This window comes from Burkholderia sp. Ap-955, assembly GCF_011753045.1.
Classification (GTDB): Bacteria; Pseudomonadota; Gammaproteobacteria; order Burkholderiales; family Burkholderiaceae; genus Burkholderia; species Burkholderia lata_D.
The window spans coordinates 19,316-30,581 of sequence record NZ_VWWH01000088.1 but is presented as its reverse complement, the minus strand read 5'-3'; the positions used below and the strand labels follow the sequence as shown (position 1 = coordinate 30,581).

10 protein-coding genes are annotated in these 11,266 nt (G+C 68.0%); 6 read left to right on the top strand and 4 right to left on the bottom strand.

Going from position 1 to position 11,266, the window contains the following annotated elements; all coding sequences use genetic code 11:
* A partial coding sequence (locus F3J15_RS30600) for an NAD(P)(+) transhydrogenase (Re/Si-specific) subunit beta (protein ID WP_166895930.1) occupies window positions 1-353 on the top strand: 353 nt, incomplete at its 5' end.
* Window positions 354-596: 243 nt separating this feature from the next.
* On the opposite strand, the gene F3J15_RS30595 is transcribed toward F3J15_RS30600, so the two are convergent.
* Window positions 597-1,220 carry an ABC transporter ATP-binding protein gene (locus F3J15_RS30595; protein ID WP_166895928.1) on the bottom strand — a complete coding sequence of 208 codons (624 nt, stop codon included), beginning with the start codon at window positions 1,218-1,220 and terminating at the stop codon, window positions 597-599.
* A 191-nt stretch (window positions 1,221-1,411) separates the two neighbouring features.
* Between F3J15_RS30595 and F3J15_RS30590 the strand changes: the two genes are divergently transcribed.
* The 4 genes from F3J15_RS30590 to F3J15_RS30575 all read left to right on the top strand — a co-directional run bounded on the left by F3J15_RS30590 (window position 1,412) and on the right by F3J15_RS30575 (window position 5,899).
* Entirely contained in the window at window positions 1,412-1,963 is a 552-nt protein-coding gene (locus tag F3J15_RS30590; protein ID WP_240159291.1) for a hypothetical protein, read from the top strand.
* Window positions 1,964-2,065: 102 nt separating this feature from the next.
* A complete protein-coding gene (locus tag F3J15_RS30585) occupies window positions 2,066-2,515 on the top strand; it encodes a GNAT family N-acetyltransferase (protein ID WP_166895926.1) in 450 nt (149 codons plus the stop codon).
* Between the two features lie 112 nt (window positions 2,516-2,627).
* Window positions 2,628-4,049, top strand: a complete 1,422-nt coding sequence (locus F3J15_RS30580) for an HD domain-containing phosphohydrolase (RefSeq protein WP_166895924.1) — start codon at window positions 2,628-2,630, stop codon at window positions 4,047-4,049.
* A gap of 80 nt (window positions 4,050-4,129) precedes the next feature.
* Window positions 4,130-5,899 (top strand): histidine kinase, encoded by a 1,770-nt coding sequence (locus F3J15_RS30575; protein ID WP_166895922.1) that lies wholly within the window; start codon window positions 4,130-4,132, stop codon window positions 5,897-5,899.
* A 20-nt stretch (window positions 5,900-5,919) separates the two neighbouring features.
* Here F3J15_RS30575 and F3J15_RS30570 read toward each other — a convergent pair whose 3' ends face one another.
* The 3 genes from F3J15_RS30570 to F3J15_RS30560 form a co-directional block, all read right to left on the bottom strand.
* Window positions 5,920-7,026, bottom strand: a complete 1,107-nt coding sequence (locus tag F3J15_RS30570) for an alpha/beta fold hydrolase (protein ID WP_166895920.1) — start codon at window positions 7,024-7,026, stop codon at window positions 5,920-5,922.
* Between the two features lie 257 nt (window positions 7,027-7,283).
* Window positions 7,284-8,987 carry a cobalamin biosynthesis protein CobT gene (locus tag F3J15_RS30565; RefSeq protein WP_166895918.1) on the bottom strand — a complete coding sequence of 568 codons (1,704 nt, stop codon included), beginning with the start codon at window positions 8,985-8,987 and terminating at the stop codon, window positions 7,284-7,286.
* 4 nt (window positions 8,988-8,991) lie between these two features.
* The gene (locus F3J15_RS30560; RefSeq protein WP_166895916.1) at window positions 8,992-10,194 is read right to left on the bottom strand and encodes an AAA family ATPase; all 1,203 of its coding nucleotides are present in this window, start codon (window positions 10,192-10,194) and stop codon (window positions 8,992-8,994) included.
* A gap of 499 nt (window positions 10,195-10,693) precedes the next feature.
* Between F3J15_RS30560 and F3J15_RS30555 the strand changes: the two genes are divergently transcribed.
* Entirely contained in the window at window positions 10,694-11,218 is a 525-nt protein-coding gene (locus F3J15_RS30555; RefSeq protein WP_166895914.1) for a GNAT family N-acetyltransferase, read from the top strand.
* The last annotated feature ends 48 nt before the right edge of the window (window positions 11,219-11,266 follow it).

Sequence of the window (11,266 nt, the reverse complement as noted above, 5' to 3'; positions counted from 1 at the left end):
CCGGCCGCATGCCGGGGCACATGAACGTGCTGCTCGCCGAGGCGAAGGTGCCTTACGACATCGTGATGGAGATGGACGAGATCAACGCCGACTTCCCCGAAGCCGACGTGTCGATGGTGATCGGCGCGAACGACATCGTGAACCCGGCGGCGCAGGAAGATCCGGGCAGCCCCATCGCCGGCATGCCGGTGCTCGAGGTGTGGAAGGCGAAGACCTCGATCGTGATGAAGCGCAGCATGGCGTCCGGCTATGCGGGTGTCGACAACCCGCTGTTCTACAAGGACAACAACCGGATGCTGTTCGGCGACGCGAAGAAGATGCTGGATGAGGTGTTCGGGGCGTTGAAGGCCTGACGGGGCGCATGGCCGGGCGTGTGCGCGGGGCGAACGGTAGCCGGCTGGGGTGTTGGACAGTCGGTTATCGTGGCCCGGCGCGCCGGACATGCGTATCGTGTGGTCACGGAAGTGCGAGGCGGGTGGGGCTGTTTCGCATTTCCTTGCGGCAAAAGACGGCGATCGAGCGTCGATGCATAGTTCTCCCTCCAATCAACAGCCACACCCGATCCTTCCCCGCGACCGCGTCGGCGACGATGCCGCCTATCCAGCGAATCCAAGCTCCGCAAAAGTGATGACCCTTGCGTCGCAGGCACGCGCCAGCGCCGGATCGTAAGTCGAAAAAAAGACGGCACGGTCCGCAGCCAACGTCTTGAACAGATCGATCAGCACCGCACGCGACGCGGCATCGAGCCCGCTGTCCGGATCGTCGGCGATCACGACGGCGGGCGCACCGAGCGTCGTCGCCGTCAGGAACAGTTTCTTGCGGGTGCCGAACGACATCTGCTCGAAGCGCTTCTCCAGATGCGGGCCGAGCCCGAATCGATCGGCCAGCTCGAGCGTGCGGGCGTCGACGACGGTCTTCCTGCCGGCCGCCACGAGATCGAGAAACTCGCGGCCGGTCTGAAGCGGATACGCCAGGCAATCGTCGGGCACGTACGCCAGCGCGGATTTCGCATCGTGCGGCGCGGTGCGCAGCGAATGGCCGCCGATCCACACCTCGCCTTCGTCCGCGTCGAGGGTGCCGGCGAGAATGGCGAGCAACGTCGATTTGCCGCTGCCGGTTTCGTCGCACAGTGCTATGCATCCGGCGCCGGATGCGTAGTTGAGTCCCTTGAAGATGACGCGCTGGTCGTAGCGCTTGCCGAGATTGTCGAAGCGGAGCATGGATCGGTAATCGAACGAAAATTCGCCAGGTGAGCGCGACCCACATCATGGTCAGCGGCAGGCCCGGCAACACGGATGGTCGGGACGCGTAGCGTTGCGGCAGATAGTGTAATGCGACAAGCGATGCGCCCGGGCAGACGACGGTGCGCCGAAAGTCGAGACGCACGCGTCATACGGCTCGGGTATGCTGGATGAACGCCGTCCTGACGACCGACCAGCACGGCAAAACTGCAAACAATCACCGCGATCGTATCGCAACCACCGGCCGCACCGGGCCGATTTCAACGCCGGAACAGGGACTCGACATGGCAGAACTGGACCACACGCTGTACGAACGGATCGGCGCGCTGAGCGACGCGGGCGATGCATTGATGGAAGACGGCGACTACGAAGGCGCGCTCGAGAAATTCTGGGCGGGATTCGACCTGCTTCCCGAACCCAAGACCAATTGGGAAGCCGGCACCTGGTTGATGGCCGCCATCGGCGACGCGAATTTCCTGAAAGAGGACTACGCGGCCGGACGCGACAATCTCGCCCAGTCGATGCATTTCCCCAACGCGATCGGCAACCCTTTCCTGCACCTGAGGCTCGGTCAGTGCCAGTTCGAACTGGGCGATCTCGACCGCGCGGCCGACGAGCTGATGCGCGCGTACATGGGAGGCGGGCCGGAGCTGTTCGAGGACGAGGACGGCAAGTACCTGCGATTCCTGGCGACGCGGGCGGAAGGCATCGAGACGCCCTGACGCGCGTGGTTCGTGCCGCCGGCCGGTCGGCGTCGCGAGTGAGTATCGACCGACGCCTGTGCCGGGACGCCGGGCGTTTCTCCGCATGAGCGCAACCAGCCAATGAACCTGACCTTTCCCCTCGCCACCCGATCCGACGCCGAGAGGCTGGGCGCCATCCGCATCGCCGCGATGCGCGACAGCCTCGAGCGCATCGGCCGCTTCGATCCCCAGCGTGCGCGCGACCGGTTTCTCGCGTCGTTCGACCCGGCGCTATGCCGCTTGATCGAAGTCGATGGCGTGAACGCGGGCTTTTTCGTGGTCCGGCCGCAGGAAGATCACTGGTTGCTTGACCATCTGTACATCGTGCCCGAGCATCAGGGAAAGGGGATCGGCGCGGCGGTGCTGCGCAGGATCTTTGCCGACGCCGATTCGCGGCGCGTGCCCGTTCGCGTCGGCGCGCTGCGCGGCAGCGATTCGAACCGCTTCTATGCCCGGCACGGCTTCGTGCAGGCCGACGAAGCGGAGTGGGACATCTACTACGTGCGCGCACCGGGTTCGGCGACGGTGTAGATCGTATTCGCGGTGGGGGCGGGGCGAGCGCGTCAGCGTTTTCACGGATACGGAACGCGCGGCGCATGCCGATGATGCAGAGAGAATACAAATACATGATCCGAGGCCAATCATGACGACATCTGCAACAAACGGACCGAATGCGGTATCACCTGAAACGACCGGGGCGGCAGCGACATCCGCCGATGCGGGTGGCGTGCCGTCGATCCTGCTGGTCGACGACGAGCCGAGCGTGCTGTCGGCGCTCAGGCGCGTGTTCCGGCCCGCCGGCTACGAGATCCTGACCGCGGAAAGCGGCGAGGCGGCCCTCGAGATACTGGCGTCGACCGAAGTCGATCTGATCGTGTCCGACATGCGGATGCCGGGCATGAGCGGCGCGGAGTTCCTGGCCCGTGCGCGCGCGCTCTACCCGGACACGATGCGCATCCTGCTGACGGGCTACGCGGAAATCGCGTCGATCGTGCAGGCCGTCAACGACGGCGGCGTGTATCGCTACCTGAACAAGCCGTGGGACGATCACGACCTGCTGCTGACCCTCGAACAGGCGCTGGAGCAACGGCGCCTGCGGCGTGAAGCGGCCCGGCTCGCCGCGCTGACGGAAGCGCAGAACGAAGCGCTGCGCCGTTTCAACACGGAACTCGAAACGCAGGTTCGCGCACGCACGGAGGAACTCGGCCAGACCGTGATGTTCCTCGAAGCCGCGCAACGCGACCTGAAAAGCAGCTTCACCGCGATGGTCCAGGTCTGCGCGAGCATGATCGAGATGCGTTGCGGGTCGGCCAGCGGTCACGCGATGCGGGTCGGCGAGATTGCGCGGCGGCTGGCGCTGGCCTCCGGGATGAGCGAGCTGCATGCGCAGGACGTCTATTTCGCGGGGCTGCTGCACGGCATCGGCAAGTTGTCGCTGCCGGACGAATTGCTGCGCAAGCCGCTCGCGAAGATGACGACGGAAGAGCACGGCCTGTTCCTGCAGCATCCGCTGCGCGCGCAGATGGTGCTGACACCGGTCGCGCAACTGCACAAGGTCGCGTCGATCGTGCTGCACCAGTACGAGCGCTTCAACGGACGCGGCACGCCGGACAGCCTGGCGGGCGACGCGATCCCGCTCGGCTCGCGAATCCTGGCGATCGCGCGCGATTTCGAAGGGCTGCGCCAGGGCGACATCGGTGCGCCGCATTCGGTCGAGCAGGCGCTCGACGCGTTGCGCTCGCAGGCCGGCGTGCGTTACGACCCGCGGATCGTCGACGGCCTGACCGAACTGATGCGGGACCCGGCGAGCCTCGGCATCGCGGCATCCGTTGCGGAGATCAAGTCCACGCAGCTGCGCGAAGGGATGCAGCTCGCCGACGATCTGCGCACGCATCGCGGCGTGCTGCTGATGACCAAGGGCAGCGTGATGTCGGCGCACCAGATCGAGCTCGTGCGCCGCTTCGAGACGCGGGAGGGGACGTCGTTCGACATCCTCGTGCTGGCCGGCCAGGCCGCGGCGAAGCCGGCGCAGAGCGGGCCGAATGCGGGCGCGGCGCCGGCCTGAACCCGGTCGCGCGGCCTGATGGCCGCGGTGCACGACTGCGCACCGCGGCAACGCACTCACCTCGATCCGGGCGCTCGATCATGTACGGCACCTACAATCTCCCGCTCGTCCTGCTGTCGCTCGCGATCGCGACGCTGGCCGCCTATACGACACTCGACCTGGCCGCCTTCATTTCGCTGCTCGACAACCCGAAGCTCAAGCGTGCGTGGCTGGGCGGCGGCGCGGCGGCGATGGGTACCGGCATCTGGTCGATGCATTTCGTCGGCATGCTCGCGTTTTCGCTGCCGATTCCGCTCGGCTACGCATGGCCGGATACGGGCGCGTCGCTGGCGATTGCCGTGCTCGTGTCGTACTTCGCGCTGACTGTCGTCACGCGCGCACGGCTGGGCTGGCGGCGGCTGCTCGTGGGCGGCGCACTGATGGGCGCCGGGATCGCCGGCATGCATTACGCGGGGATGGCCGCGATGCGCATGGAACCCGGCATCCGCTACGATGCCACGCTGTTCGCCGCGTCGATCGGCATCGCGGTGATCGCGTCGACTGCCGCGCTCTGGATCGCGCAGGCGTTGCGCGTGCAGCAGGCGCGCCATGCGACCGCCCAGCGGGTCGGTGCGGCCTTCGTGATGGGCATCGCCATCACCGGCATGCACTACACGGCGATGGCGGCCGCGCATTTCGCGCCGGACGCGCGATGCGGGGCCGCGAACGGCGTCGACACGCCGTGGCTCGCGACGACCGTCGCGCTGTTTACGACGGGGACCCTGGTCGTCACGCTGTTGCTGAGCCGCTTCGATGCGCGCACAACCTTCCTGCGCGGGATGACCGATACGCTCGAGCGGCGCGTGCGGATGCGCACCGTCGAACTGGAACGCGCGCTGCACCGCTACGAGCAGACGACGGCGATGCTGCAGCGTACGCGCGAGAACATGGCGACCGAGATCGACGAACGCAAGGCCGCGCAGGCGCGGCTCGAACAGGAGAAGGAGGAGCAGCGGCGCCTGCTGCATGTGCTCGAGGAAACCCACGTGCAGCTGCTGCAGTCGGAAAAGCTCGCGTCGATCGGTCAGCTCGCGGCCGGTGTCGCGCACGAGATCAACAATCCGATCGGCTTCGTCAGCGCGAACCTCAACACGCTGAAGACATGGGTGCACAGCCTGCTCGACGTGATCGCGGCGCACGAAGCCGCGCTGCCGCAGCTCGACCCGGCCGCGCGCGACGCGCTGACGGCGAAGGGCCGCGCGGTGGACCTGGACTACGTGCGCGGCGAGATCGAGACGCTGATCGACGAATCGATCGACGGCGCGCTGCGCGTGCGGCGCATCGTGCAGGACCTGCGCGATTTCTCGCGTCCGGCCAGCGACGAGTGGAGCGTGGTCGATCTCCGCGCGGGCCTGGAAAGCACGCTCAACGTCGTCCACAACGAACTCAAGTACAAGGCCGACATCGTGCGCGATTACGGTGACGTGCCGCAGGTCGAATGCCTGCCGTCGCAGTTGAACCAGGTCTTCATGAACCTGCTGGTGAACGCGGCGCACGCGATTCCCGAGCGCGGCGTGATCACGATCCGCACGTCGAGCGATGGCGAGCAGGTGTCGATCGCGATCAGCGACACGGGGACGGGCATGACGCCCGACGTCGTCCGGCGGATCTTCGATCCATTCTTCACGACGAAGCCGGTCGGGCAGGGCACCGGGCTGGGCTTGTCGGTATCGCACGGTATCGTCAAGCGCCATCGCGGCACCATCGACGTGACGAGCGAGCCCGGGCGGGGCACGACGTTCTGCGTCCGGATCCCGATCAGGCGGGCGGGCGATCGCGCGAACACGGCGGAGCTGGAGCAACGGGCGTGATCGCATGACGGCGTCGCGCGTCATCGCAGCCGCTTGCGGCGTTGGCGACGAAAGAAATGCCAGAGCATCGCGGTGGCGTCCGGCCCCGTGGCGGAATGAAACGGCTCGCGCGGGTCGCCGCCGCTCCATGCATGCGGCAGCCGGCGGACGATGCAGACCCGGACGACGAGACGCCCGCCCTTGAGATAATCGACGTAGTCGGCATCGTCGCGCGCATAGGTGCGTTGCTCGCCAACCCGCATCGCGCCGTGTTCGTCGACGAGCCGGTTGAGCCGCGCGAACGCGATGCCGAGCTGCGTCGCGTTCCGGTCGGTCACGACCGTATCGAGTGCGCCGTGCATGACGAGGGCCGGCATGCCGGGATAGGACGCGACGTCGGCGCACGCATCGACCGCGCGTATCGGGTCGTCGCGCAGGCCTCGACGCATCAGGTTCATCGCCGCCAACGTCGACGACGGCGGGGCGATGGCCGGGCCGGAGTGCAGGCCGACTGCCGCGAAGCGGTCGGGATACCGGATGGCCAGTGCCGCGGCGAGCCCTGCTCCGGCGGACATGCCGGCCAGGTAGATCCGGTCGCGGTCGAAGCCGTGCTGTCGCACGATTGCGTCGACCAGCGACGTGACGGCCGCGGCTTCCGACTCCGTCGCGTCGCCGTGCCAGTGCCAGCAGCGGTGCGCATGCGCGGTCTTGGCCTGTTCAGGAAACAGCACGGCGAACCCCGACCGCTCGGCGAGACGGCACATGCGCGTGCCCGCGGCAAACGACTCGGCGCCCTGCTTGCAGCCGTGCAGCATGACGACGGCCGGCATGCCGGCCGTCGTCGCCGGCGCGGCGGGGAGATACAGCGCGTAGGCAAGGTGGTTCACGTAGCGGCCGGCGCTCGGGCCGGCGGAATGAAACGAGCGGAGCCACGTGCCGGGCGCCTTGTCCGCCGGTGCGCGGGCGGGATGCGCGGTGCCCGTCGTGCGTCGGGCGGTACGCACGGTGACGGTCGGCCGGGCGACCGGCTTGACCGCCCGCTTGGCGGCCGGTCGCGGCTTGCTCGTGCGCTTCGTCGGGCGCGTGCCGGCGGCGACGGAGAGCAGTTCGAGGTGCCGCAACCAGAGGCTGGTTTTTTTCCTGGGCATGTGCAGTTTCGTGCCGGCGGCCGACCGTGGCAGGAAGACACGGCCGACTCCGCCGTTGCGTTGACAATCGAAAGGGGGCGCGGAGCAAGGATCGTGCTGCCGGCCGCGTGCACATCGAAACCGGTCGACCGGTCGAATGCAACGGAACGCGGGATGCTGCGTCACCGTGGCGATTCGAGTCGGCCATCGGCGATGCTAACCGACTGATGTGACGCGTCGGCGAATCGAAGTGTGCTTCGACCCTGTCGCGCGCAAGGCTAGCGCCGATCCAGCAGTGTATCGCTCAATACGCTGAACGCCGCGCCCGGCAACTCGTGCAGATGCTCGACCACGCTGCTGACCGGATAGAAGGTTTCGACCGCATCGTCGAGTATCCCGACACCGATGAGTTCGACGCGCCGCTCGCGCAGTGCATCGACGCGTGCACGCAGGTCGGTGCGCAGGATCGCCGGGTTGCCGTCGCCGGTGGCCGGATAGCCGTCCGACAGCACCATCAGGATTCGTCGCCGCGCCCGCTGCGCCAGCAGCCGCTCGGCGGCCCAGCTCAACGCCTCGCCGTCGGGATTCTCGTGGCCGCATTCGATGCACGCGAGGCCGCTCGGATTGTCGGAATCGAACCGCTTGTAGACGCGCAGGTCGAGCCGTTCGACGAACCGGTTATAGCCGAACGTGTCGCGGCCGGCGTCGATCCAGCGCTGGTAGTGCGCGCGCATCGCGGCATCCTCGACGGAGCTGTAGCCGAGCACTTCGCACGCGAAGCCGAGCTGCGTCAGCGCATCGCACAGCGCTGCCGCGCACAGCCTCGCGAGTTCGATCTTCCTGCCGGCCATCGACCCGCTGCAATCGATCAGCAGGGCGACGGCCGCGTCGCGCCCGGGTGCGGCGCGCCGGACGCGGAACGGCGTGCGATAGCCGGGCGACGTGACGAGGCGGGCGAGCGACATCCGGTCGAGCTCGCCGCGTTCCTGTTCGCGTTTCCAGCGCGTCTGCTCGTCCACTTTCAATGCACGTTCGAGTCGTAGCTTGAGCGGCTCGGTCTGCGCGCGGGCCGCGCTTCGCAGGCGGTGCCAGCGCGCCGGTTCGCCCTTGCCGGTGAAGTCCGTCACCGTGTCGAACGCGGTGGTCAGCGGGACCGACAGCAGCGGCCGGTTGTCCGCGGACAGGCGGATCGTGCCGGGCGCCGCATCGCCCGGCGTCGGCGCGTCGGCGGACGATTCCGTGTCGGCGATCGACCCGGCGCCCGATTCGGCGGAAACGGGCGCACGCGCGTTGTCCGGCGCGCCCTGTCCGTCCGACTCGAATTCGGCGGCGATACGGTCGCTGTCGATCGTGCTGCCCGGATCGGCCGTGAACATCATGTTGTTCGCACCGGCCGACGCCAGCGCGCGCACGCGTTCGACGATCCGGTGCGCGGCGCGGATGCTGTCGGCGGTCGATGTGGCTGCACGCGCTGCGTCGACGAGATCGCCCGATGCGGTCATCGTCGCGTCGAGCGACGGCACGCGCTCGATGGAAGGCGGCGGTTCGTCCCACAGCGCACGTTCGATGCGCCACACCAGCCTGTCGTGCCATGCCATTCGCGGCCACCGGCGGAGCGTGTCGGCGGCCGTCGCCGCGCGCATCCGCCGCAGGAACGTCATCGCGCCGGGATAGATCGCGGCGAGGCGGCCGGCCGTGCGCCGGTCGTCGATCGCCTGCGCAATGGCCCGCACCGCGGGCGACGCCAGTGCGGCAATGTCATCGATCGCACCGAAGCGGGCGCGCGCCGCGTAGAGGTCGACGAGGCCGGTGATCGCATCGTCGTCGACGTCGCCGGCAAGCAGCGTGTCGGGCAGCACCAGCAGGTCGCGCCGCGCGACCGGCGCTTGGCGTGCAAACCGTACCTCGATGCCGTGTCGTTGCGCGAGCGTGCGGGCCAGCCGGGTCAGGTGGAGCGACCGCGCGTCGTCGTTCCGGTCCATCGCGTCAGGCCTCGACGTCGATGTAGTGGCGAATGATGCTGCGGATCAGGTCGGCGTCTTCCGCGCCGACCTTCGCATAGATCGTCGGGCCGGCGGCCGATTCGGGATCGCCGGTGCGCAGCATCAGCTCGGCCCAGTCGATCAGGCGCCGCGTCGAGAACGCGCTGGCCAGATCCTCGCGGACGAACGCGGCGCGGCAGTCGGCCGCGATCGCCGCGAGCGTGTCGGCCATCGCCGCGGTCATGGCCGCGCCGAACGTGCGCTGCAGCACGCGCGCCTCGTCGGGTGGCGGCAGGTAGTCGAGGCGGTAGACGCGCCAGCGGTCGAGAAACGCCTCGTTCATCACGTTGGCGCCCTGGTACAGATGGCGGAACTGCCCCATCGCACCCACCGCATTGGCCGTCGCGAACAGCCGGAACGACGGATGCGGGACGACGATCTCGTTGCCTTTCTCCTTCAGCAACAAGCGGCCGGCCGGTTCGAGCACGGCGGTCAGCACCGCGAGGATCGCCGGTTCCGCGAAGTCGATCTCGTCGACGATGAGCCACAGCCCTTCACGCATCGCGGTCGGCAGCACGCCGTCGACCCAGATCGTCTCGCCGCCCTTGACGGTCCAGAACCCGACGAAGTCGCCGACCGTCGTCTGCCCGTTCATGTTCGAGCGCAGCACGCCATGGCCGGCCAGCGCGGCGGCCTGCTCGATGAGGCTTGTCTTGCCCGTGCCGGTATGGCCGATCAGCAGGATGCGCCGGTTCTCGACGATGTCTTCCAGCACGTTCGTCACGCGCGCGGTGAACAGGTAGGCCGGGTTCAATGGCGGCACGAGCGGCCCGCCCGGGCCGCGCGGCATCGGCACGCCGCCCACCTGCGCGACGTGCGCCGCGTCGCCGGCTGGCGCCGGTCGCGACGCGTGCGCGCTTCGTAGCGCCTGCATGAATGCGCCGCGATGAGCGGGCGCCGCGCGATCGCCGGCTTCACGCCGGACGAAACCTTCCTGGATCCACTTGTGCAGTTTCGCACCGAGGTTGTCCGCATCGACGACCGTATCGACCGAGGTGCTGCCGTCAGGCCGGTGATGCTGGATGCGGTACATGTGCGCGCGTTCGGGCCGGCTGACGATCCATTGCCCGGCGGACGGGTCCGCCAGTTGGCGATAGACGCCGAGTACCGACGGGGCGGAGGGGGAGGAATCAGCGGGTGCGTTCATGGTGGCGAGCGAGAGTGGGCGGCTGGCGCTTCATGCCTGCGATGCATCGCGTCGATTGTAGATTTTTTTGTCGTGAAGGAGCGCATTCGCGCGGGAATCGATGCGCTGCGATCCGGGGCGGAGCCGGCGGCGCGTCGGCGTGCCGGATCGGGGGAGCGCCGTGGGCAATGCGCTGCAGCCTGATCTTTCGGCCCCCTTGCTACGCCTCGAACCACGTTTGCCGTGCCGATCCGCCGGCAACGTGTCGGCTCGTTGGCCTGGGTCGGCCATGCCCATGCATGCGAAGGTCGATTGACACCGCTCCTTGCGCTGATCTCCCGGGTTTTTCACGAAGACGACCCGTCAAGTCGAATCGCGGGCCGTCACACCTTGATCAATCGGGTGGAATTTCAGTACCGTAGCAGGCTTGATCGCCGGGCTTCCATCGCGTGTCCTTGGGCAGCCCGGCTTGACATCCCATTGCGCGCCGGTCGATGACGCAGGCGAAGGAGTGTTGAACGTGACGTCGACAGGCGTGGACAAGGTGAGGATCCGTCGTGCCAGCGCACTCGATGCCCCGGCCGTGCTGGGGATCTTCGACGACGTGATTGCGTGGTTCGTCGCCATCGGCAACGACGGGCAATGGGGCCGCGAGCCCTGGTCGACGCAACCCAGGCGAATTGCGCTCGTGACCGAAGCCTGCGCGCTGCCCGACGCGTGGGTGGCAGAGGATCAGGACGGCCGCGTCCTGGGCGCATTGATCCTCGGCGATTCCATGCCCTACGTGCCGCCGGCGACCGAGCCGGAAATCTATGTGCGTGTGCTGGTTGCGTCGCGCGATGCGCGGGCGCGGGGTGTCGGCCGGCGCCTGATGGCCTTCGCGGACGAGCGCGCCCGGGCGGCCGGGATGGAGCGCCTGAGGGTGGACTGCTATGGCGGCGGGACCGGCGCACTGGTGCGTTTCTACGAGTCGTGCGGCTATGAGCGAATTTCACCCTTCGACGTGGACGGGTGGCCGGGGCAGTTGTTGGGGCGTCGTTTGTGACCGTGCCTGACCGAAGCCGCGCGGCACGACGGCTTTCGATCGAGCCCG

Excerpts from the sequence above, each read along its gene's own strand:
- F3J15_RS30595 (WP_166895928.1), bottom strand. The coding sequence starts at position 1,220 with ATGCTCCGCTTCGACAATCTCGGCAAGCGCTACGACCAGCGCGTCATC.
- F3J15_RS30590 (WP_240159291.1), top strand. The coding sequence starts at position 1,412 with ATGAACGCCGTCCTGACGACCGACCAGCACGGCAAAACTGCAAACAAT.
- F3J15_RS30585 (WP_166895926.1), top strand. The coding sequence starts at position 2,066 with ATGAACCTGACCTTTCCCCTCGCCACCCGATCCGACGCCGAGAGGCTG.
- F3J15_RS30580 (WP_166895924.1), top strand. The coding sequence starts at position 2,628 with ATGACGACATCTGCAACAAACGGACCGAATGCGGTATCACCTGAAACG.
- F3J15_RS30575 (WP_166895922.1), top strand. The coding sequence starts at position 4,130 with ATGTACGGCACCTACAATCTCCCGCTCGTCCTGCTGTCGCTCGCGATC.
- F3J15_RS30570 (WP_166895920.1), bottom strand. The coding sequence starts at position 7,026 with ATGCCCAGGAAAAAAACCAGCCTCTGGTTGCGGCACCTCGAACTGCTC.
- F3J15_RS30565 (WP_166895918.1), bottom strand. The coding sequence starts at position 8,987 with ATGGACCGGAACGACGACGCGCGGTCGCTCCACCTGACCCGGCTGGCC.
- F3J15_RS30560 (WP_166895916.1), bottom strand. The coding sequence starts at position 10,194 with ATGAACGCACCCGCTGATTCCTCCCCCTCCGCCCCGTCGGTACTCGGC.